The sequence below is a fragment of the Streptomyces sp. NPDC007971 genome (assembly GCF_042958635.1).
Classification (GTDB): domain Bacteria; phylum Actinomycetota; class Actinomycetes; order Streptomycetales; family Streptomycetaceae; genus Streptomyces.
On sequence record NZ_JBIBJK010000005.1, the window covers coordinates 435,622 to 457,183 of the forward strand.

At 71.8% G+C, this 21,562-nt stretch carries 19 protein-coding genes; 9 read left to right on the top strand and 10 right to left on the bottom strand.

The features are described from left to right. Positions 1 to 396: 396 nt before the first annotated feature. Positions 397 to 1,446, top strand: a complete 1,050-nt coding sequence (locus ACFZCP_RS13320) for a zinc-binding dehydrogenase (protein WP_391426820.1) — start codon at positions 397 to 399, stop codon at positions 1,444 to 1,446. Positions 1,447 to 1,451: 5 nt separating this feature from the next. Here the strand turns inward: ACFZCP_RS13320 and ACFZCP_RS13325 are convergent, their stop codons facing one another. The 4 genes from ACFZCP_RS13325 to ACFZCP_RS13340 all read right to left on the bottom strand — a co-directional run bounded on the left by ACFZCP_RS13325 (position 1,452) and on the right by ACFZCP_RS13340 (position 7,268). Beyond that, positions 1,452 to 2,456: a CopD family protein gene (locus ACFZCP_RS13325; protein WP_391426822.1), complete on the bottom strand. Its 1,005-nt coding sequence runs from the start codon at positions 2,454 to 2,456 to the stop codon at positions 1,452 to 1,454. Positions 2,457 to 2,562: 106 nt separating this feature from the next. Next, positions 2,563 to 3,984, bottom strand: a complete 1,422-nt coding sequence (locus ACFZCP_RS13330) for a CoA transferase (RefSeq protein WP_391426825.1) — start codon at positions 3,982 to 3,984, stop codon at positions 2,563 to 2,565. A 140-nt stretch (positions 3,985 to 4,124) separates the two neighbouring features. Continuing rightward, positions 4,125 to 5,648: a S8 family serine peptidase gene (locus ACFZCP_RS13335; protein ID WP_391426827.1), complete on the bottom strand. Its 1,524-nt coding sequence runs from the start codon at positions 5,646 to 5,648 to the stop codon at positions 4,125 to 4,127. A 93-nt stretch (positions 5,649 to 5,741) separates the two neighbouring features. Next, the gene (locus tag ACFZCP_RS13340) at positions 5,742 to 7,268 is read right to left on the bottom strand and encodes a S8 family serine peptidase (RefSeq protein ID WP_391426829.1); all 1,527 of its coding nucleotides are present in this window, start codon (positions 7,266 to 7,268) and stop codon (positions 5,742 to 5,744) included. 284 nt (positions 7,269 to 7,552) lie between these two features. Between ACFZCP_RS13340 and ACFZCP_RS13345 the strand changes: the two genes are divergently transcribed. The 3 genes from ACFZCP_RS13345 (at position 7,553) to moaA (ending at position 10,824) form a co-directional block, all read left to right on the top strand. Beyond that, positions 7,553 to 7,909 (top strand): DUF485 domain-containing protein, encoded by a 357-nt coding sequence (locus ACFZCP_RS13345; protein WP_391426832.1) that lies wholly within the window; start codon positions 7,553 to 7,555, stop codon positions 7,907 to 7,909. Further along, positions 7,906 to 9,531, top strand: coding sequence for a sodium/solute symporter (locus tag ACFZCP_RS13350; protein ID WP_391426834.1), 1,626 nt, complete (start codon positions 7,906 to 7,908; stop codon positions 9,529 to 9,531). Before ACFZCP_RS13345 ends, ACFZCP_RS13350 begins: the two co-directional genes overlap by 4 nt. Before the next feature lie 303 nt (positions 9,532 to 9,834). Continuing rightward, positions 9,835 to 10,824, top strand: coding sequence for a GTP 3',8-cyclase MoaA (gene moaA / locus ACFZCP_RS13355; protein ID WP_391426836.1), 990 nt, complete (start codon positions 9,835 to 9,837; stop codon positions 10,822 to 10,824). A 129-nt stretch (positions 10,825 to 10,953) separates the two neighbouring features. On the opposite strand, the gene ACFZCP_RS13360 is transcribed toward moaA, so the two are convergent. Both ACFZCP_RS13360 and ACFZCP_RS13365 read right to left on the bottom strand, forming a co-directional pair. Beyond that, positions 10,954 to 11,184 (bottom strand): hypothetical protein, encoded by a 231-nt coding sequence (locus ACFZCP_RS13360; protein WP_391426838.1) that lies wholly within the window; start codon positions 11,182 to 11,184, stop codon positions 10,954 to 10,956. A 215-nt stretch (positions 11,185 to 11,399) separates the two neighbouring features. Further along, on the bottom strand, positions 11,400 to 11,828 hold the full coding sequence (locus ACFZCP_RS13365) for a DUF3099 domain-containing protein (RefSeq protein ID WP_391426840.1): 429 nt from the start codon (positions 11,826 to 11,828) through the stop codon (positions 11,400 to 11,402). Positions 11,829 to 12,075: 247 nt separating this feature from the next. On the opposite strand from ACFZCP_RS13365, the gene ACFZCP_RS13370 reads away from it, so the two are divergent. Continuing rightward, positions 12,076 to 12,354, top strand: a complete 279-nt coding sequence (locus ACFZCP_RS13370) for a GlsB/YeaQ/YmgE family stress response membrane protein (RefSeq protein ID WP_391426842.1) — start codon at positions 12,076 to 12,078, stop codon at positions 12,352 to 12,354. Between the two features lie 181 nt (positions 12,355 to 12,535). Here the strand turns inward: ACFZCP_RS13370 and tyrS are convergent, their stop codons facing one another. The 3 genes from tyrS to ACFZCP_RS13385 are packed head-to-tail and all read right to left on the bottom strand — an operon-like array spanning position 12,536 to position 16,784. After that, positions 12,536 to 13,804 (bottom strand): tyrosine--tRNA ligase, encoded by a 1,269-nt coding sequence (gene tyrS, locus ACFZCP_RS13375; RefSeq protein WP_362696891.1) that lies wholly within the window; start codon positions 13,802 to 13,804, stop codon positions 12,536 to 12,538. 56 nt (positions 13,805 to 13,860) lie between these two features. Then, positions 13,861 to 15,264 carry a metallopeptidase TldD-related protein gene (locus tag ACFZCP_RS13380; protein WP_391426845.1) on the bottom strand — a complete coding sequence of 468 codons (1,404 nt, stop codon included), beginning with the start codon at positions 15,262 to 15,264 and terminating at the stop codon, positions 13,861 to 13,863. Then, positions 15,261 to 16,784 carry a metallopeptidase TldD-related protein gene (locus ACFZCP_RS13385; RefSeq protein ID WP_391426846.1) on the bottom strand — a complete coding sequence of 508 codons (1,524 nt, stop codon included), beginning with the start codon at positions 16,782 to 16,784 and terminating at the stop codon, positions 15,261 to 15,263. Before ACFZCP_RS13385 ends, ACFZCP_RS13380 begins: the two co-directional genes overlap by 4 nt. Positions 16,785 to 17,031: 247 nt before the next feature. On the opposite strand from ACFZCP_RS13385, the gene fabG reads away from it, so the two are divergent. The 3 genes from fabG (at position 17,032) to ACFZCP_RS13400 (ending at position 19,237) form a co-directional block, all read left to right on the top strand. Continuing rightward, positions 17,032 to 17,751 carry a 3-oxoacyl-[acyl-carrier-protein] reductase gene (gene fabG / locus ACFZCP_RS13390; protein WP_362696897.1) on the top strand — a complete coding sequence of 240 codons (720 nt, stop codon included), beginning with the start codon at positions 17,032 to 17,034 and terminating at the stop codon, positions 17,749 to 17,751. Between the two features lie 5 nt (positions 17,752 to 17,756). After that, positions 17,757 to 18,524 carry an enoyl-ACP reductase FabI gene (fabI, locus tag ACFZCP_RS13395; protein WP_362696899.1) on the top strand — a complete coding sequence of 256 codons (768 nt, stop codon included), beginning with the start codon at positions 17,757 to 17,759 and terminating at the stop codon, positions 18,522 to 18,524. A 365-nt stretch (positions 18,525 to 18,889) separates the two neighbouring features. Continuing rightward, complete coding sequence (locus ACFZCP_RS13400) at positions 18,890 to 19,237, top strand: hypothetical protein (protein WP_362696901.1); 348 nt, start codon at positions 18,890 to 18,892, stop codon at positions 19,235 to 19,237. Here the strand turns inward: ACFZCP_RS13400 and ACFZCP_RS13405 are convergent. Continuing rightward, positions 19,215 to 19,907: an FCD domain-containing protein gene (locus ACFZCP_RS13405; protein ID WP_362696903.1), complete on the bottom strand. Its 693-nt coding sequence runs from the start codon at positions 19,905 to 19,907 to the stop codon at positions 19,215 to 19,217. The two genes, ACFZCP_RS13400 and ACFZCP_RS13405, sit on opposite strands and share 23 nt — an antisense overlap. A 238-nt stretch (positions 19,908 to 20,145) precedes the next feature. Between ACFZCP_RS13405 and ACFZCP_RS13410 the strand changes: the two genes are divergently transcribed. Beyond that, positions 20,146 to 21,462, top strand: coding sequence for a CynX/NimT family MFS transporter (locus ACFZCP_RS13410; protein WP_391426916.1), 1,317 nt, complete (start codon positions 20,146 to 20,148; stop codon positions 21,460 to 21,462). The last annotated feature ends 100 nt before the right edge of the window (positions 21,463 to 21,562 follow it).

Here is a 21,562-nt window from a genome sequence, read left to right on the forward strand (position 1 = left end):
CCGGCCCCGGTCATCCGTCGTGCCTCCCGGCCCCGGTGATCCGTCGTGTCTCCCGGTCCTGGTCATCTGCCGTGCCTGCCGTCCCGGTGGTCCGTCGTGCGTGCCGGTCCCGGTCACCCGCCGTGTCTGTCGGCCCCGGTGGTCCGTCGTGCGTGGCGCCCCCTGTCACGCACCGTCCGTGTCGGCCCCGGGCACCCGCCGTCCGTGTCGGCCCCGGGCACCCGCCGTCCGTGTCGGCCCCGCTCGTCGCCCGTCCGCACCGGCTCCGCTCACCCGTCGTGCGTGCTGGTCCGGGCCCCTCGGCGAGCGGCCCGCGGAGGCGGCGGCGTACGGTGAAGTGCGCTCGACCACCCCCGGGCGCACCCCACCCCACCCCGCACGAGAAGGACCCTCGCCATGCGCGCCACCACCATCCACGCTCCGTACGACATGCGCGTGGAGAACGTGCCCGAGCCCGTGGTGCAGCTGCCCACCGATGCCGTGGTGCGCGTGCTGCGCGCCTGCATCTGCGGCAGCGACCTGTGGGCGTACCGGGGCGAGGCGGCCCGGCAGCCCGGGCAGCGCATCGGGCACGAGTTCCTCGGCGTCGTCGAGGGGACCGGCTCCGAGGTGAGCACCGTCCGGCGCGGTGACCTGGTGGTCGCGCCCTTCATGTGGTCCGACGGCGTCTGCGACTACTGCCGCGAGGGCCTGACGACGTCCTGCGAGCACGGCGGCTTCTGGGGCTCCGTCGGCTACGACGGCGGCCAGGGCGAGGCCGTGCGGGTCCCGTTCGCCGACGGAACCCTCGTCCAGCTGCCCAAGGACGCGGCCTCCGACGACCACCTGCTGTCCGCCCTGCTGACCCTCTCCGACGTCCTCGGTACCGGCCACCACGCCGCCCTCGGCGCCGGCGCCCGTCCCGGTGCCACGGTCGCCGTCGTCGGCGACGGCGCGGTGGGCCTGTGCGCCGTCCTGGCCGCCAAGCGGCTGGGCGCCGAGCGGATCATCGCGCTGGGCCGGCACGAGGTCCGCACCGACATCGCGCGCCGCTTCGGCGCCACCGACGTCGTCGCCGAGCGCGGGGACGCGGCGGTCGAGGCCGTCCGGGAACTCACCCGTGGCCAGGGCGCCCACGCCGTCGTCGAGGCGGTCGGCACCGAGCAGTCCATGCGCACGGCCGTGAACATCACCCGCGACGGCGGCGCGATCGGCTTCGTGGGCGTGCCCCACGGCAGCGGCACCGGCCTGGACCTCGGTGTCATGTTCGACCGGAACATCGCCCTGCGCGGCGGCGTCGCACCGGTCCGCGCCTACATCCCCGACCTGCTGCCCGACGTCCTCGACGGCACGATCGACCCCTCGCCCGTGTTCGACATGACCGTCGGCATCGAGGAGGTGCCGGACGGCTACAAGGCGATGGACGAGCGCACCGCCCTCAAGGTGCTCGTCACCAACGACCGGTAACCCCGCTACGACCAGCGGATCGGCAGCGGCAGTGCCGTGAGCAGACCCGAGACCGCGATCACCGCGCCCAGGGCGGTCACCTCGGCCCGGGCGGGGGCGTACGCGGTCAGCGGGTCGGCCGCCCGGCGCAGCCGGATCCGCGCCCGCAGGGCGAGCACGGCGACGGCGGCGACCAGGACCACCTTGGCCAGCAGGGTGCGTCCGTACGCCGTCGTCGTCAGCTGGTCCAGGATCGTGGCCGCCGGCATCCGCCGCAGCGCGCTGCACACGCCCGTCGCGGTGAGGGCCGCGAGCAGGACGGCCGCCACGCGCGCGTAGAGCCCGAGCAGCGCGGCCCCGGCCGCGTCGCCCTGCCACCTGCGCAGGGTCCGCAGCGCGTGCAGCAGACCGCCCACCCACAGCGCGGCGCAGGTCAGATGCACCAGTGTCAGACCCGAGCCGGTCAGCGGACTCTGCTCGGTCACGGGGTGCGCGCGCAGCGCCTCGGCGACCACCACCGCGGACAGCGGCCACACCTGGGCCGCCGGGCGGCGCGAGCGCGAGCACAGCGCCGCCGCAAGGAAGGCGTTCACCTCCAGCAAGGCCAACCTGCCGTCACGGGAGTCGTACAGGCCGCCGGGGTCGATCTCGCCAAGACGGTGCGGGACCAGATTGCCGGTGGCGACCACCGAGGCGAGCACCAGCGCGGCGGCGAACCCGGCGGCATTCGCGAACGCGGCCCAGCTGCGCGGCCGTTCGGGCGGGGCACCGGGCAGGAGCCGGGCCAGTCGGAGCACGAACAGCTCGCCCAGCGGGACGCACAGCGCGGCGAACAGCACCCCGCGCAGCAGAGCGATGCCCCCGACGCCGGGAGCGGCGGCCTCGCCCGTGCCGTCCAGCGCGGCGGACGGCCCGAGCAGGGGTATCAGGGCGGCCAGGGCCGCAAGGACCAGGACGGCGACCGCCCGGCCCGTCCCGGGACGTCGGGCCGGGTCGTCGGCGTCGGCGGCATCGGCACTCGGTCGTGACAAGGTCCCCCCGTGATCTCCGCCGGCCGTCGCAGAACCGGGCAAGTCCCGGAAAACAACGGTGGCTACGGCATTCCACCCATACGTACGTTTCCGGTCGCTCCTGCGCTCATGCCCAGCGGGCCGGGTCCGAACCCCACGGCGCCGGAGGCCGCGCCCAGTCGGTGGGGCCGCCCGTGAAGGACACCGGCGGCCGGGCGTGCCGCAGCCGCCCGAGCGGGCCGTCCGTCTCGGCCAGCCAGGGGTCCGGGCCCCGGTACCGAGTGCCTCCCCCGCCCCCGCTGCCGTCCCCGCTGCCGTCCTCGTCCTCGTCCTCGGCCCGGTCCGCCGGTGTCCCGTCCGTCAGCCAGTGCGCGGTCCGGGCGAGGGCCAGGCGGACGAGCCGCGCGCCCCCGTCGTAGGACTGCTCGGTCAGTGCCCGCAGTACGGCCGCCGCCAGCAGATAGCCGGTGCCGTGGTCCAGGGCCTGCGCGGGCAGCGCGCCGGGCTGTCCGGGCGAACCCTCGGTCACCGCGATCCCGGTCGCGACCTGCACCAGGCTGTCGAAGCCGCGCCGCCCGCCCCAGGGGCCGTACGCGCCCCACGCCGACACCTGCGCCACGACCAGACCGGGCCGCCGCTCGGCCAGTGCCCGGGGGGAGAGCCCGAACCGGTCCAGGGCGCCCGGACGGTAGCCCGTGACCACGACGTCCGCCGAGGCCAGCAGTTCCTCGAAGGTGTCCCGGCCGGCGGTGAGGTCGAGGGTCGCCGACCGTTTCCCGAAGCCCGTGTCGGCGTGCTGGTCGGAGAGTTCGGGCAGCTGCGGGGCGTCCAGGCGCAGCACGTCGGCGCCGAGCAGCGCGAGGGTGCGGGTGGCGACCGGGCCGGCCAGGACCCGGGTCAGGTCGAGGACCCGGAGCCCGGCGGCGGGCAGCAGGGGAGAGGCGCCGGGGCCGAGCGGGGCCGGCACGCGTGCGTGCGCGAAGTCCAGGCGCTCGCGCTCGACCAGCGGGCGTGCGGCGACCTCGGCGGCCTGCTCGTGGGCCGCCCATTCCTTCGGGGTGCGCAGGGCCACGGCGAGGCCACCGGCGCCGTAGACCGTCTCCTCCACCTCCAGGGCGGCCCGTGCGGCGAGCCGCGCGGCCACCTCCTCCACCGGGGTGCCCTCCCGCAGACCGAGCGCGCCGAGCAACCGCGCCCGGTGGTGCGGATAGTTGGCGTGCGTGCGCACCCAGCCGTCGGCCGTCCGCCAGAACCGCGACAGCGGCGCGAAGGCGACCGGTGCCCGTCCGTCGACCTGCAGGAGGCGTTCACTGTGGAAGGCGGCGGCGACCGCGCCGTCGTCCACCAGGGCCTGTGGCACCTCGGCGAGCCCGGCCCGCCGGGCCCCCAGCTCGGCCGCGGCCAGCGCGCACGCGCCGACGCACGCGCGCGCGAGCCGCCGTACGGGCAGGCGCGCCGCGAGCGCGCCCTCCCGCACCACGGTGGTGACGCGATCGGCCAGGGCCGGATCGCCGCCCAAGGCCGACCATGCGAACTTGATTTCATTCATGACTGCACTATGCAGTATTGATTGAATCAATCCATAAGGGAGAGGCGATCTAGCTGTGATCTGGACGTCCGGTCAGCCGTCCCTCCGCCGGCCGCCTGCCCGTCCGTCGGCTGCCCGTCCGTCGGCTGTCCGTCCGCCGGCTACTTGGTCACCGCGGCCAGCGCGTCCGCCGTGCCCCAGCCGTAGAAGCCGTTGTGGTTCCTCGATCCCTCGCACACCGCGTCGACCTTGCCGTCCCCGTCGATGTCGTACGGGTCCGTGCAGGGCGTCGCGTCGGCCTCGGCGTACAGCAGGGCCTTCACCAGGGCGGCGGGAGCGTGCGGATGGGTTGACTTGATCAGTGCGGCAACGCCGGCGACATGCGGCGTCGCCATCGACGTACCGGCCATGTACCCCCACTTGCCGCCCGGCAGCGGGCCCAGGATCAGGCCGCTGGTCGCCGGAGGCTCCGGCTTCTGGTAGGCCGTCGAGTCCCCGCCGGGAGCGGCGATGTCGATCACCCCGAGGCCGTAGTTGGAGAACGACGACTTCAGCCCCTTCGCACCGGTCGCCGCCACGGTCACCACACCGGGCAGCTGGGTCGGTATGTCGAAGCACTCGTGCGGGTCGATCACCCGGTCCGACGGGGTGCCGTCGTTCGGCGAGACGGGGTCGGTGATCGAGTCGGACGCGAGGTCGTAGCTCTCGTTGCCCGCCGCCGCGACGTTGACCGTGCCCTTCTTCTCCGCGTACCGCGAGGCCCGGGTGATGGCGTCGACGAGCGCCCTCTGGTCCGGGTCGGTGGTGCAGTTGAAGTACCAGGGATCGGTGTAATAGCTGTTGTTGGTCACGTCGACGTGGTGCTCGGCCGCCCACATGAAGCCGCAGACCACGGCCTCCGTGTAGAAGTAGCCGTTCGGGTTGGCGACCTTGATGCCCGCCACCTTGACGCCCGGCGCCACGCCCGTGACGCCCACGCCGTTCTTCGCCGCCGCGATCTCGCCCGCCACGTGCGTGCCGTGCGGGCTCTCCGACGCGCTCGGCCGCCAGGCGCCGTCGGTCGTGTCCGGCTTGCCCGACACGCAGTTGGCGGACGCGTCGCGGTCGAAGTTGGGCGCGATGTCCGGGTGGGTGTCGTCGACGCCCGTGTCGATGACGGCGACCGTCACCTTCGGACTGCCCAGGGTCTTCTCGTGCGCCTTGTCCGCCTTGATGGCCGGCAGGTCCCACTGGAGCGGCTCCAGCGGGTCCTGCCCGTCCGTCGCCTTCGCCCCGGCGGCGGCGACCTCCTCGGCGCCGAGCACCTTCGGTGTGCCGACGTCGGTGGTGGACTGGGCGGGCAGCGGAGCGTTGCGCGTGGCACCGGCCGAGTCGACCCCGCGCACCGTGCGGATCTCCTTGGCGAAGTCCGGGTTCGAGGAGTGCACCACGATCACGCCGATCCGGTCGTACGCGATCACCACCGACCCGCCGGCCTCGGTGACGGCCTTCTGCACACGGGCCGGAACACCGTGTCCGGGGCGGACGTTGACGACGTAGCTGAGCGAGGGGCCGTCGGCGGCCGTGGTCCTCGCGGTGTCGGCCGCGGACGCGGTGACGCCGGGCAGGAACGCGAGGGCCGTGGTCATGGCCATCCCGACCGGGATCGCCAGGGCGCGGCGGTAGCGCGGCTGGAGCGCTGTCATGTGTCTGTGTCTCCACTTCGTTCGCGATACGAGCGGGCCGTGCGGGAAGCTGTGATACGAGCGGGCCGTGCGGGACGTCGTGCCGGGGGACGTCTACCGGACCGCGCGCAGCGCGTCGACGATCCCGAACCCGTAGAAGCCGTTGACGCGCTTGCCGCCGACGCAGGTCGCGTCCACGACCCCGTCGCCGTCCCCGTCGTAGGGGTCGGTGGGGCAGCCCGGGTTGACCGCCTGGGCCTTCAGCAGGGCCTGCAGCTGGGCGGGGGTGGCGTGCGGGTGGGCCGACTTCAGCAGCGCGGCCACGGCGGCCACGTGCGGGGAGGCCATCGACGTGCCCTGGAGGAATCCGTACTGGTCGTTGGGCAGCGTGGACAGGATGCGGCCGTTCTTCGACGGCGTGTCCGGGATCTGGTACTTGTCGCCGCCCGGCCCCGCCACGTCGACCACGCCGCGGCCGTAGCTGGAGTAGTACGACTTGGCGCCCTTGACGCCGGTCGCGCTCACCGTGACCACACCGGGCAGCTGGGTCGGCACGTCGAAGCACTCGTGCGGGTCGACCGTCCGGGGCACGGCGGTGGAGTCGTCGGGACTGGAGGCGTCCGTGAGCGCGCTCGCGTCGAGGTCGTCGTCGGAGTTGCCGGCGGAGGCCACATTGAGCGTGCCCCTGCGCTGGGCGTACATCTGCGCACGGTTGACCGCATCCACAATGGCACGTTGATCGGGGTCGTCCATGCAGTTGTACAGCCACGGATCAACGTAGTAGCTGTTGTTGGTGATCTCGATGCCGTGGTCGGCGGCGAACACGAAGGCGCAGACCACGCTCTCCGGGTAGAACAGCGAGGTCGCGTCCGGCTGGGCCACCGTGATGCTCGCGACCTTCACCCCGGGTGCCACGCCCGCCACACCGATGCCGTTGCGGGCCGCGGCTATCTCACCCGCCACGTGCGTGCCGTGGTAGTGGCCGGCGTCCACCGGCCGCCAGGCGCCGTACGTCGTGTCCGCCTTGCCGCTCACGCAGTTCGCCGACTGGGAGGCGGAGAAGTTCGGGGCGATGTCCGGGTGGGTGTCGTCGACTCCCGTGTCGATCACACCGACGGTCACGTCCCTGCTGCCCGGGTCGATCGTCGCGGCCTTGTCGGCGCCGATCGCCCGCAGGTCCCACTGGTCGGCCTCGAGGGGCTCCTGGCCCGCCGTCGCACTCCTGGCGATCTTCGAGGCCTCGGCCTTCGACAGGACCTGGACCGCGCCCTCGTCCGTCGTGCCCGCCGCGCTCAGCGGCGCGGTGCGCGTGGCACCCGCCGACTGCACCCCGGGTACCGCGCGCATCAGCGCGCCGAAGTCCGGGTTCGCCGAATGGACGACGATCACGCCGATCCGGTCGTAACTCGCCACGACGGTGCCACCGTTGTGGGTGATCGCCCGCTGCACCGACCCGATCGTGCGGTGGTCCGTCCGGGTGTTGACCACATACGCGAGGGCCGGGCCGTCCGCCGCCCGCGCCGCCGTGGGTGCCGGGGCCGCCGCCGAGGCCGTCGCCGGCAGGAAGCCGAGCGAGGCGGTCAGCGACAGCACCACCGGTACGGCGAGCGCGAGCCGGCGTCTGGAACGCAGATGAGCCATGGGATCTCCACATCATCCGGATACGAAACCGCCCGAGACACGGATGGTGCTCGGGCAGGTGCATGACGAGTGGTGCAGGGCGAAGCTATCCGCACATCCCGATCTCCGAAAGGGCGCGGCGGACTTGAACCGCTGCGCGCGTGGCGTCGTGACCGTGGGCGAAGGGCCCAGCAGGATCGTGCTCCCGCGGGGATCGCAGCGAGGAGTCGCTCGGTGACATTCGGTAACGTGATCCCCGCCCCTGTGAGGTCCGTAGACGCACGCCCGCAACGCGAGGAGACTCCGTGGCCACCGAGACACCGCCGCCCGCCAGACCCCAAGTCCACCTTCCCTCCACCGAGGAGTTCATCGAGGTGCAGCAGAGCGCGGAGTTCGGTGAACTGCGCCGCGCCCACCGCTCCTTCGCCTTCCCCCTGACGATCGCCTTCATCACCTGGTACCTGCTGTACGTCCTGCTCTCCAACTACGCGGGCGACTTCATGGGAACCAAGGTGGCCGGCAACATCAACGTGGCCCTTGTCCTGGGCCTCGCCCAGTTCCTCACCACGTTCCTCATCGCCTGGTGGTACGCGCGGCACGCCGCCGCCAAGCTCGACCCCCGGGCCGAGGCCATCAAGTCCCGGATGGAGGGCGGCGCATGAGCCCCGCACAGCACACCCTGCTCGCCGCCGGCGAGGCTAGCCAGCACCGGACGCTGATCGTCACCCTGTTCGCGGTGTTCGTCGCCGCGACCCTCGTCATCACCGTGTGGGCGGGCCGGCAGACCAAGGACGCCTCCGACTTCTACGCCGGAGGCCGCCAGTTCACCGGATTCCAGAACGGCCTCGCCGTTTCCGGCGACTACATGTCCGCCGCGTCCTTCCTCGGCATCGCCGGCGCCATCGCCCTCTTCGGCTACGACGGCTTCCTCTACTCCATCGGCTTCCTGGTCGCCTGGCTCGTCGCCCTGCTCCTGGTCGCAGAGCCGCTGCGCAACTCCGGCCGCTACACGATGGGCGACGTGCTGGCCTACCGGATGCGGCAGCGCCCCGTCCGCACGGCCGCCGGCACCTCCACGATCGTGGTCTCGATCTTCTACCTGCTCGCCCAGATGGCCGGCGCGGGTGTGCTCGTCTCCCTGCTGCTGGGCATCACCAGCGACGGCGGCAAGATCGGCATCGTCGCCCTGGTCGGCCTCCTGATGATCGTCTACGTCACCATCGGCGGCATGAAGGGCACCACCTGGGTCCAGATGGTCAAGGCGGTGCTGCTGATCGCGGGCGCCCTGCTGCTCACCTTCCTGGTTCTGCTGAAGTTCCACTTCAACATCTCGGACCTGCTCGGCAAGGCCGCCGACAACAGCGGCAAGGGCTCGGCGTTCCTGGAGCCCGGCCTGAAGTACGGCGCCACCGGCACCACCAAGCTGGACTTCATCTCGCTCGGCATCGCCCTGGTCCTCGGCACCGCCGGCCTGCCGCACATCCTGATCCGCTTCTACACGGTCCCGACGGCCAAGGCCGCCCGCAAGTCCGTGATCTGGGCGATCGGCCTGATCGGCGCCTTCTACCTGATGACCCTCGCCCTCGGCTTCGGCGCGGCCGCGCTGATCAAACCGGACGAGATCATCGCCTCCAACAAGGCGGGCAACACGGCCGCACCCCTGCTCGCCCTGCACCTGGGCGGAGTGGACTCCGACTGGGGCGCGATCCTGCTGGCCACGATCTCCGCCGTCGCCTTCGCCACCATCCTCGCGGTCGTCGCGGGCCTCACCCTGGCCTCGTCCTCGTCCTTCGCCCACGACATCTACGCCAACGTCATCAAGAGGGGGCAGGCCACCGAGAAGCAGGAGATCAACGCGGCCCGCTACGCGACCGTCGGCATCGGCGCGGTCTCGATCGTCCTCGGCGCCCTCTCCCGCGACCTGAACGTGGCCGGCCTCGTCGCCCTCGCCTTCGCGGTCGCCGCGTCCGCCAACCTGCCGACCATCCTCTACAGCCTGTTCTGGAAGCGGTTCACCACCGCGGGCGCCCTGTGGTCGATCTACGGCGGCCTGGTCACCGCGGTCGGCCTGGTGCTGTTCTCGCCGGTGGTGTCCGGCAAGCCGACCTCGATGTTCCCCGACGTCGACTTCCACTGGTTCCCGCTGGAGAACCCCGGCATCATCTCGATCCCGGTCGGCTTCCTCCTGGGCGCCGTGGGCACCCTGCTCTCCAAGGAGGCCCCGGACGCCGGCAAGTACGCGGAGCTGGAGGTCCGGTCCCTGACCGGGACGGGAGCGCACTGACGGGACGGGCGTGCACTGACCGGACGGGCGTGCACTGACGACGGGACGGAAGTGCACCGACCGGTCGGGAGCGCGCCGACCGGTCGGGAGCGCGCCGGATCTGCGCAGCTCACGCAGGTGCGCGGCGCACCGGGACGCAGCACCGGGATTCATACGGGCGGCCGCGTCGTTCAGGATCGTAGGGTCCTACGACGCGGCCGCGTCGTACCTCGTGGGATCGGGCTGCTGTCGTTGTCGGTGGCCTCACGTAGGCTCGCAGGTAACAGAGAAGGCAAGTGCTCCGGATCGAGGGAGGGGGCCCACGTGCTCATCGACACGTACGGCCGCGTGGCCACCGACCTGAGGGTCTCACTGACCGACCGGTGCAATCTGCGGTGCACGTACTGCATGCCAGAAGAGGGTCTGCAGTGGCTGGCCAAGCCCGACCTGCTCACCGACGACGAGATCGTCCGTCTCATCGGCATAGCGGTCCGCCTGCTCGGCATCGAGGAGGTCCGCTTCACCGGCGGTGAGCCGCTGCTGCGCCCCGGCCTGGTCGGCATCGTCGAGCGCGTCGCGGCCCTGGCCCCCCGCCCCCAGATGTCGCTCACGACCAACGGGATCGGCCTCAAGCGCACCGCGACCGCCCTGAAGGCGGCGGGACTGGACCGGGTCAACGTCTCCCTGGACACCCTGCGCCCGGATGTCTTCAAAGCCCTGACCCGCCGCGACCGTCACAAGGACGTCATCGAGGGCCTGGGCGCCGCCCACGGGGCAGGCCTCACCCCGGTCAAGATCAACACCGTCCTGATGCCGGGCCTGAACGACGACGAGGCCCCGGACCTGCTGGCCTGGGCGCTGGAGCACGGGTACGAACTGCGCTTCATCGAGCAGATGCCCCTCGACGCCCAGCACGGCTGGAAGCGCGAGGGCATGGTCACCGCCGGAGACATCCTGGCCTCCCTGCGCACCCGCTTCGACCTCACCCCCGAGGGCGCGGACGAGCGCGGCTCGGCACCGGCGGAGCGGTGGCTGGTCGACGGCGGTCCGCAGCGGGTCGGCGTGATCGCCTCGGTCACCCGCCCGTTCTGCGCGGCCTGCGACCGCACCCGCCTCACGGCCGACGGCCAGATACGGACCTGCCTGTTCGCCACGGAGGAGACGGACCTGCGGGCGGCCCTGCGCTCCGGGGCCCCCGACGAGGAGATCGCCCGCATCTGGCGCCTGGCGATGTGGGGCAAGAAGGCCGGGGCGGGCCTGGACGACCCGTCGTTCGTCCAGCCGGACCGGCCTATGTCGGCGATCGGCGGCTGACCGGCCCACTCGAAGGGGTGTGACGATTTGTCGACATATGGCTCCGCCGTGCGGGCTCGATGAGGCCGTGAGAGCCCCGGTCTGGAGTCGGCCTCGGCTCTGGAGTCGGCCTCGGCTCTGGAGTCGGCCTCAGCCGTTCCCGTCCTCGCGTTCCGCCTGCTGCTCCCACTCCTTCAGCGGCACGACGTCCTTCAAGAACCCCCGGACCCCGAGGAACTGCGAAAGATGCTCGCGGTGTTCCTCGCAGGCGAGCCACGTCTTGCGCCGCTCCGGCGAATGAATCTTCGGGTTGTTCCACGCCAGCACCCACACCGCATCGGCATGGCACCCCTTGGCGGAACAGATGGGTGTCTCACTCATGGGTTCGTCTCACAAGAGGGATGCAAACAAGGCGACGCCGAGCAGCCACGGGGGGAGCTGCCCGGCGTCGGTCCGTCGCTCCGACGGGGGATGCGGAGCGCGTACGCAGTATGTCACGGGTAACCCGTCGCCCGGCACTGGAACAACGCGATTGATCTGAGCTTTTCTTGAGCTTGACGAGGGGTCCCGAACGGCCTCTTTCGTATCCGCCGTGGTCAGGCCTTGTGGGGTCGCTCACCATGTGTCCCCGCCGCCGGATCCGGTGGCACATCCTCCGGAACGGATTCCGTCCGCGCGGCCTCGTCCTGGCCCCGCGGCGGCGCGATCTCCCCCCCTGCCGAAAGCGCGGGAGGCGCCCCCACCCTCGCGGGTGGGACGCCGAAGGTCGAGGGCAGCGTGGGCGGCCGCTCCCGGCCGGCGTTCGCGATCACCACGGCGACATAGGGGAGGAGCGCACCGAGCACCAGCGCCACGACGGCGACATGCCGTTCGACGTTCCACAGCGTGGCCGCCAGGATCACCGAAGCGGTACGGACCGTCATCGAGATGACGTACCGCCGCTGCCTGCCCCGTACGTCCTCGGCCAGTCCGGTCCGGGCTCCGGTGATCCGGAACACCTGGACACCGCCGCGCTCCTTGCGCATCACAACCCACCATCCGCCCGCATCGGACTCTCCCCGGCCCGTTCCCTGGTCGTCCGGACCCGGTGGGGACCAGGACCGGAACACCTCCCACGGTACGCCGCGGCCCTGCCGCCCACGAGACCGGGTCGCCTCCTGCCTGCGCGAATGCCGTCGGCTCCGGCGCGTACGGGGGAACCCGACGTGCGCCGTACGGCGGACGGTCCCAGACTTGCCCTGAGGTCATCCAGAGCCATAGGAGGAGGCAGCCATGGGCTGGTTGTGGGCGATCATCGTGGGATTCGTGCTGGGCCTCATCGCGAAGGCGGTCATCCCGGGCAAGCAGCACAGTCCCCTGTGGCTGACGACCATCTGCGGCATTCTGGGCGCCATCGCGGGCAACGCGATCGCCCGTGCCCTCGGTGTCGCGGAGACCCGCGGCATCGACTGGAGCCGCCACGCCTTCCAGCTCGTCGCCGCGATCATCATCGTCTTCGCCGTGGACCGGCTCTACATGGCCACGCTGGGCAAGAGGAAACAACGGGTCTGAAGTGCGCCCCTGACAGGCCTGAACTGCGCCCGCGAGGGGCGCGAGGACCTGTACGGGCAACCACGACAATCCGCAGCCCGCACACACCCCACGCCCCCATGGCGCCACGCGGGGACGACCTCCGCGGCGGAGGTCCTCCGCATCGGCAGGCGCCGCCACGCCTCCGCATCGGCAGGCGCCGCTACGCGGGGACGACCTCCACCGCGGCAAGGTTCTTCTTGCCGCGCCGCAGCACCAGCCACCGCCCCTGCAGCAGGTCCTCCCGCGCGGGCACCGCGTCCTCGGCGGTGACCTTCGCGTTGTTCACGTAGGCGCCGCCCTCCTTCACCGTCCGCCGCGCGGCGGACTTGCTGGCCACCAGACCGACCTCGGCGAACAGGTCGACCACCGGGCCCAGCTCGGCGACCTGGATGTGCGGCACCTCGGACAGCGCCGCGGCCAGGGTCCGCTCGTCCAGCTCCGCCAGCTCGCCCTGGCCGAACAGAGCCCTGGACGCGGCGATCACGGCGGCCGTCTGCTCGGCGCCGTGCACCAGGGTCGTCAGCTCCTCGGCGAGCGCGCGCTGCGCGGCGCGGGCCTGCGGACGCTCCGCGGTCTGCTCCTCCAGCTCCTCCAGCTCCTCGCGGGACCTGAAGGACAGGATCCGCAGGTACTTCGAGATGTCACGGTCGTCCACGTTCAGCCAGAACTGGTAGAACGCGTACGGCGTCGTCATCTCCGGGTCCAGCCAGACGGCGCCGCCCTCGGTCTTGCCGAACTTGGTGCCGTCCGCCTTGGTCATCAGCGGGGTGGCCAGGGCGTGTGCCTCGGCGTCCGGCTCCAGCCGGTGGATCAGGTCGAGGCCGGCCGTGAGGTTGCCCCACTGGTCGCTGCCGCCCTGCTGGAGCGTGCAGCCGTAGCGGCGGTACAGCTGCAGGAAGTCCATGCCCTGCAGGATCTGGTAGCTGAACTCCGTGTAGCTGATGCCCTGGTCGGACTCCAGGCGGCGGGCCACGGAGTCCTTCGTCAGCATCTTGTTGACGCGGAAGTGCTTGCCGATGTCCCGCAGGAACTCGATCGCGGAGAGGTTCGCGGTCCAGTCCAGGTTGTTCACCATGACCGCCGCGTTCTCGCCCTCGAAGGACAGGAACGGCTCGATCTGGGCGCGCAGCCTGCCCACCCAGCCGGCCACCGTCTCCGGGTCGTTCAGCGTGCGCTCGGCCGTCGGGCGCGGGTCACCGATCAGGCCCGTCGCGCCGCCGACCAGCGCCAGCGGCCGGTGCCCGGCCTGCTGGAGCCGGCGCACGGTGAGCACCTGGACCAGATGCCCCACGTGCAGCGACGGCGCCGTCGGGTCGAAACCGCAATAGAACGTGACGGGACCGTCCGCGAGCGCCTTGCGCAAAGCGTCCTCGTCGGTGGACAGGGCGAACAGCCCACGCCACTTCAGCTCGTCGACGATGTCCGTCACGGTTCTCGTGTCTCCTCAGTGGTCTTCGGGCAGTCGGGTGACAGCCGAGTACGAGGTTATACGCCCTGACTGACAGAGCTCATGTTGAAATCCGGGATCCGCAACGCGGGCATCGCGGCCCGGGTGAACCAGTCGCTCCACTCGCGCGGCAGCGTCTTCTCGGTCCGCCCCGCCTCCGTGGCCCGGCCCAGCAGGCCCACCGGGGACTCGTTGAACCGGAAGTTGTTCACCTGCCCGGTCACCTCGCCGTTCTCCACGAGGTAGACGCCGTCCCGGGTCAGGCCGGTGAGCAGCAGCGTGGCCGGGTCGACCTCGCGGATGTACCACAGGCACGTCAGCAGCAGCCCGCGCTCGGTGGCCGCGACCATCTCCTCCAGGGAACGGTCCTGGCCGCCGTCCAGGATCAGATTCCCGAGCGCAGGGGCGACGGGCAGCCCGGTCAGGCCCGCGCTGTGCCGGGTGGTCGTGAGGTGGGTGAGCACACCCTCTTCGATCCAGTCGGTGGCGCGCACCGGCAGCCCGTTGTCGAACACGGACTGGTCGCCGCCCGAGGAGTGGGCGACCACGAAGGGCGCGCACTCCAGGCCCGGCTCGTCCGGGTCGCTGCGCAGCGTCAGCGGCAGCTCGGCCAGCTTGTCGCCGACGCGGGTGCCGCCGCCCGGCTTGGAGAACACCGTCCGGCCCTCGGCCGCGTCCCGGCCCGACGCCGACCACAGCTGGTAGATCAGCAGGTCGGCCACCGCGGTCGGCGGCAGCAGCGTCTCGTAGCGGCCCGCGGGCAGCTCCACGCGCCGCTCGGCCCAGCCGAGGCGCACCGCCAGCTCGGCGTCCAGGGCGCCCGGGTCGACGTCCTTGAAGTCCCGCGTGGAGTGTCCGGCCCACGCCGAGCGCGTACGGTCCGGGGACTTGGCGTTCAGCTCCAGCGTGCCGGTGGGCTGGTCGTGCCTCAGACGCAGCCCGGTGGACGTGCCCACATATGTCGAGACCAGCTCGTGGTTGGCGAACCCGTACAGCTCGCGGCCGCCGGCACGCGCGCGTGCGAAGGCCTCGCCGAGTGCCGGGGCGAAGTCCGCGAAGACGGCGGAGGAGGTCTCGGCGGGTGCGTCCGTGAAGTCCGGCGCCTGAGGGACGCCGCTGACCAGCGGCTGGGCGTCCTCGGCGGCCCCGGCCCCGTGCGCGGCGGCCTCGGCGGCCCGCACCAGCGGCTCCAGTTCACCGGCCGTCACCGCCGAGCGCGACACGACGCCGGAGGCCGTGCCCTCCTTGCCGTCCACGGTCGCGATCACCGTGAGGGTACGGCCGCGGGTGACCCCGTTGGTGGTCAGGGCGTTGCCCGCCCAGCGCAGGTTGGCGGTCGAGTGCTCGTCGGCGATGACGACACAGCCGTCGGCCCGGGACAGGGCGAGCGCCTGCTCGACGACCTCGTGCGGCTTGTTCGCCTTGCTGCTGGGCGCGCTCATCGGCCGGCCTCCTGCGTGGTGTTCAGAATGTTGACGCCCTTGAAGAGGGCGGAGGGGCATCCGTGGGACACGGCGGCGACCTGGCCCGGCTGGGCCTTGCCGCAGTTGAAGGCACCGCCCAGGACATAGGTCTGCGGACCGCCCACGGCGGCCATCGACCCCCAGAAGTCGGTGGTGGTGGCCTGGTAGGCGACGTCCTTCAGCTGGCCGGTGATCCGCCCGTTCTCGATCCTGAAGAAGCGCTGCCCGGTGAACTGGAAGTTGTACCGCTGCATGTCGATCGACCAGGACCGGTCGCCGACGACGAAGATGCCCCGGTCGACGCCTCCGATCAGGTCCTCGGTGGACAGCCCGGCGGGATCCGGCTGCAGGGACACATTGGCCATGCGCTGCACCGGCACATGCCCCGGGGAGTCGGCGAAGGCGCATCCGTTGGACCGCTCGAACCCGGTCAGCCTCGCGATCCTGCGGTCCAGCTGGTAGCCGACGAGCGTGCCGTCCTTCACCAGGTCCCAGGACTGCGCCTGGACGCCCTCGTCGTCGTACCCGATGGTGGCGAGGCCGTGCTCGGCGGTGCGGTCACCGGTGACGTTCATCAGCTCGGAGCCGTACCTGAGCTTGCCCAGCTGGTCGAAGGTGGCGAAGGAGGTGCCCGCGTAGGCCGCCTCGTACCCGAGGGCGCGGTCCAGCTCGGTGGCGTGCCCGATGGACTCGTGGATGGTCAGCCACAGGTTGGACGGGTCGACCACCAGGTCGTACAGGCCCGGCTCCACGCTCGGCGCGCGCATCTTCTCGGCGAGCAGCTCCGGGATCCGCTCCAGCTCGCCGTCCCAGTCCCAGCCGGTCCCGGTCAGGTACTCCCAGCCGCGGCCGACGGGCGGCGCGATGGTCCGCATCGAGTCGAACTCGCCGCTCGACTCGTCCACCGACACGGCCGTCAGCTGCGGATACAGCCGCACCCGCTGCTGGGTGGTCACGGTGCCCGCGGTGTCGGCGTAGAACTTGTTCTCGTGCACGGTGAGCAGGGAGGCGTCCACATGGTTCACGCCGTCCGCCGCCAGCAGCCGGCTGCTCCACTCCGCCAGCAGCGCGGCCTTCTCCTCGTCGGGCACCGAGAACGGATCGATCTCGTACGACGAGATCCACGTCTTCTCGGAGTGCACCGGCTCACCGGCCAGCTCCACCCGCTCGTCGGATCCCGCGGCCTTGATCACCTGCGCCGAGAGCTTCGCCATGGCCACCGCCTGCGAGGCGACCCTGGCGGCCGCGTCCAGGGTCAGATCCACCCCGGACGCGAAGCCCCACGTACCGCCGTGCACGACCCGCACGGCATACCCGAGGTCGGTGTCGTCCGACGATCCCGCAGGCCTGGCGTCCCTGAGCCGCCAGGACGCGCTGCGCACCCGCTCGAACCGGAAGTCCGCGTGCTCGGCCCCGAGCGCACGCGCGCGTGCGAGCGCGGCGTCCGCGAGGGCCCTTAGCGGAAGCGCTGTGAAGGCTTCGTCGATGGAATGAGGCACGGAGGTCTCCCTGTTGTCGTCGCCTGTCGGATCCGATCATGTCGCGGCAGCGGCTCGCCGGACCACAGGCGGTGCTCCCGTGCGCCTTTTTCTGTAGGGACCCGACAGGGACTGCCGCGTGCCACTGTCGGTGCCCGCTTGCCCACGGAAGGGGCGCTACCGATAGGTTTTCGATGAAGCCGCCTGCCATCCAGGTGTTCGGGCGGGTTGTCGGACCGCATCAGACCGCTATCGAAAGGGTGATCCGTTGAGCCGCTCGGTTCTCGTCACCGGAGGCAACCGGGGCATCGGCCTCGCCATCGCCCGCGCATTCGCCGACGCCGGCGACAAGGTCGCGATCACGTACCGTTCGGGAGAGCCGCCGGCCGCCCTGACGGAGTTGGGATGCCTCGCCGTCAAGTGCGACATCACCGACGCCGAGCAGGTGGAGCAGGCCTACAAGGAGATCGAGACCGAGCACGGTCCCGTCGAGGTCCTGGTCGCCAACGCCGGCATCACCAAGGACCAGCTCCTGATGCGCATGAGCGAGGAGGACTTCACCTCGGTCATCGACACCAACCTCACGGGCACCTACCGCGTGGTCAAGCGCGCCAACCGCGGCATGCTGCGCGCCAAGAAGGGCCGTGTCGTCCTCATCTCCTCGGTGGTCGGGCTGTACGGTGGCCCAGGCCAGGCGAACTACGCCGCCTCCAAGGCCGGCCTCGTCGGCTTCGCGCGCTCCCTCGCCCGTGAGCTGGGATCGCGCAACATCACCTTCAACGTCGTCGCGCCCGGCTTCGTGGACACCGACATGACCAAGGTGCTCAGCGACGAGCAGCGCGCCAACATCGTGTCGCAGGTGCCGCTCGGCCGCTACGCGCAGCCGGAGGAGATCGCCGCGACGGTGCGGTTCCTCGCCTCGGACGACGCTTCGTACATCACTGGAGCCGTCATCCCCGTTGACGGCGGACTGGGAATGGGTCACTGATCACCATGAGCGGAATCCTCGAGGGCAAGCGCATCCTGATCACGGGTGTGCTGATGGAGTCCTCCATCGCCTTCCACGTCGCCAAGCTCGCCCAGGAGCAGGGCGCCGAGATCATCCTGACCGCCTTCCCGCGGCCCACGCTGACCGAGCGCATCGCCAAGAAGCTGCCGAAGCCGGCCAAGGTCATCGAGCTGGACGTCACCAACGACGAGCACCTGGCCCGGCTGGCCGACATCGTCGGCGAGGAGCTGGGCGGCCTCGACGGCATCGTCCACTCCATCGGCTTCGCCCCGCAGGACGCGCTCGGCGGCAACTTCCTGAACACGCCGTTCGAGTCGGTCGCCACCGCCATGCACGTCTCGGCGTTCTCCCTGAAGTCGCTCACCATGGCCTGCCTGCCGCTGATGCAGAACGGCGGCTCGGTCGTCGGCCTCACTTTCGACGCCTCGTTCGCCTGGCCGCAGTACGACTGGATGGGCCCGGCCAAGGCCGCCCTGGAGGCCACCAGCCGCTACATGGCGCGCGACCTCGGCAAGCAGAACATCCGCTGCAACCTGGTCTCGGCGGGCCCGATCGGCTCCATGGCTGCCAAGTCCATCCCGGGCTTCGCGGAGCTGGCGTCCGTGTGGGACAGCCGCTCCCCGCTGGAGTGGGACCTGAAGGACCCCGAGCCGGCCGGCCGGGGTGTCGTCGCCCTGCTGAGCGACTGGTTCCCGAAGACCACCGGCGAGATCGTCCACGTCGACGGCGGTCTGCACGCCATCGGCGCGTGACCTCCTCCGTCTGACGCAGAACGCCCCGTTCCCCGCATCCGCGGGGGCGGGGCGTTCTGCGTCGCTGCGCACCCACGGGGGCCGGGCGTTCTCCGTTTCGCCGGGCCGGAGGTGACAGTGAGCCGTTCGTTTCGCCGGGCCCGAGGTGGCGGTGAGCCGTTCGTTTCGCCGGGCGGAGGTGGCGGGGCGTCGATCGTGCCTCCGCATTCGCGGTGGCGGGAGGTCACGTGTCCCTTCGTGTCCGGGGGGAGCGGCCATCACCCGTTCGGCGTATCCGGCCGGGCGGGGCCGGGAGCGGGCGGCGCACTCTGGATGAAGCGTTCACCTCGCGCATTCCTCCGCAGCCCGGCCCAGGAGGTCCTTTTGTGCGCCTGTCCCGCAGCCTGGCCCCGGTGACCGTGGCCGCAGCCCTCGTGATCTGTCTGCCGTACGACGCGATGTCCCACGCGCGCGTGGGCGGCAACCCGCCCGCGCCGAGCCTGTTCGGCGCCAGCTGCCGTACGGACGTGCGCGGCTCCCACGTGGTGGCCTACTGCCACAACCCCTACGTCGACGTCGACCGGGTGCGCCTGCACATCGAGTGCGCCCGCTGGTGGGACATCGACACGGACAGCGCGCCGGTGGACGCGGAGCCCGCGATGACCGTACGGCTCACCGGCCGCTGCTGGAAGAACGTCCAGTCGGTGTGGATCAGTCACCAGAAGAAGCGCTGAACCGGTCCGGGCGGCAGAGGAACGGATAGCTGGCGGCCTCCGTGGCCGCCGCCTCCGCGTCGCCCGCACGGACGGCGTCCACCAGCCGGGCATGGTCCATGTGCGTCTCCGGCGTCAGCTCGGCGCCGACGTCCGCGCGCAGCCAGTCCCGCAGCACCTCCCCGAGATCGGCGTACATCGCCGTCATGACGTCGTTGTGCGAGGCGGCCACCACGGCCAGGTGAAAGGTCGCGTCGGCGGTCACGAAGGCCTCGGCCTCGCCGGCCTCCCAGGCCTCCTCGCGGCGCGCCAGGAGCGCGTCCAGCTGCTTGAGGTCCTTCTCGGTGCGCCGTTCGGCGGCCAGTCTCGCCGCCGCCGACTCCAGGGCCGCGCGCAGCTCGGCGATGTGCCGGGGGTCGGCCTCGGCGAACCGGCGGTGCATCACGCCGGCCAGCTCGCTGGTCGCCACGACGTACGTGCCCGAGCCCTGGCGGATGTCCAGCAGGCCGTTGTGCGCGAGCGCGCGGACGGCCTCGCGGACCGTGTTGCGGGCGACCCCGAGCTGCTCGACCAGTTCCGGCTCGGTCGGGATGCGCGAGCCGACCGGCCACTCGCCGGAGGCGATCTGATTGCGCAGCGCGGCGATGACCTGCTCGGACAGCGCCGAACGGCGCGGGTGGCTCAGGGGCATGGCACACCTTCGCACGGGGAGCCCGGGCGGTGGTGCCGCGGGAGTGGACAACCAATCATCCCATGATTCTATGATGGGCCGCATGGCTAGTGAGGAAACCCGGACCGCGGAGACCCGTACGGAGATGGCTTCGGCCCAGAGGCCGTGGACGGAGCCGTCCACGGAGCCGTCGGCATCCTCGTCGACGAAGCCGTCGACGAAGCCGTCGACGAAGCCGTCGACGAAGCCGTCGACGAGGATGCCGGTCGAAGGGCCTGCGACCGCGGTGGCGGGACCGCGTCGGACGCCACCCGCGCGCGCGTGGATGACACGTCTGGTCGTCGTGGGCATCGTGCTGTCCGCGCTGAACCTCCGCCCGGCCATCACCAGCCTCGGCGCGCTCCTGGAGGAGGTCCGCGACGGCCTCGGCATGAGCGGGAGCGTGGCCGGCCTGCTGACCTCCGTGCCCCCGCTCTGCTTCGCCGTCTTCGGTGTCACCGCGCCGCGTCTGGCCCGCCGCTTCGGACCGGGCGCCGTCGTGTGCGCCGGCATGGCCGCCATCACGGCGGGCCTGCTGATACGGCCGTACACCGGCAGCACGGCCGGCTTCCTGGCCGCCAGCGCACTCGCCCTCATGGGCATCGCCGTCAGCAATGTGCTGATGCCGGTCATCGTCAAGCGCTGGTTCCCCGACCGGGTCGGCTCCATGACCGGCCTGTACTCGATGGCCCTCGCCCTCGGCACCTCGCTCGCCGCCGCCGTGACCGTGCCCCTGACCGACGCCCTGGGCGGCAACTGGAAGTCCGGGCTCACGGTGTGGGCGGGGCTCGCGGCCGCCGCCGTCCTGCCCTGGGTGCCGCTCGCGCGCGAGCGGGGTGCGAGCCACACCCCGGAGCAGTCGCCTGCGCCGGGGGAGCGGTCGCGGGAGGCGGGCGCGGGGCGGGAGCAGGCCCCGCTGCGCATCACCCGGAGCCGCACGGCCTGGGCGCTCGCCGTCTTCTTCGGACTGCAGGCCACCGCGGCCTACATCACGATGGGCTGGATGGCGCAGATCTTCCGGGACGCCGGCGTCCCGGCGGGCACGGCCGGTCTGCTCCTCGCGGTGACCATGGTGATGGGTGTGCCACTGGCCTTCGTCATCCCGCGCCTCGCCACCCGGCTGCCTCATCAGGGGCCGATCGCGCTGGCCCTGGGCGTCTGCGGCCTCGCGGGCTATGCCGGTCTGTACGTCGCGCCGGCCGGCGGCGCCTGGGCCTGGGCCGTGCTGCTCGGCATCTCGAACTGTGCGTTCCCGCTCGCGCTCACGATGGTCGGCATGCGGGCCAGGACCGGGCAGGGCGTGGCCCAGCTGTCCGCGTTCGCGCAGAGCACCGGCTATCTGATCTCCATTCCCGGCCCGCTGCTGGTCGGCGTGCTCTACCAGCAGAGCGGCAGCTGGGGGCTGCCGATCGCCCTGATGGCGGGCCTGATGGTGCCCCAGATGGCGGTGGGCTTCCTGGCCGGCCGCAACCGGACGGTGGAGGACGAGGCCGTCCGCCGGTCCGCCCCTGCGGCCGGCCTGCCGGCTCCTCGCTGATCAGGCGGTCTCCGAGCGATCGGGCGGCCTCCCGCCGACTCGCCCCGCCCCCGACTCGCCCCGCCCCCGATCCGCCCCCGTCGATCCGTTCCGGACGAAG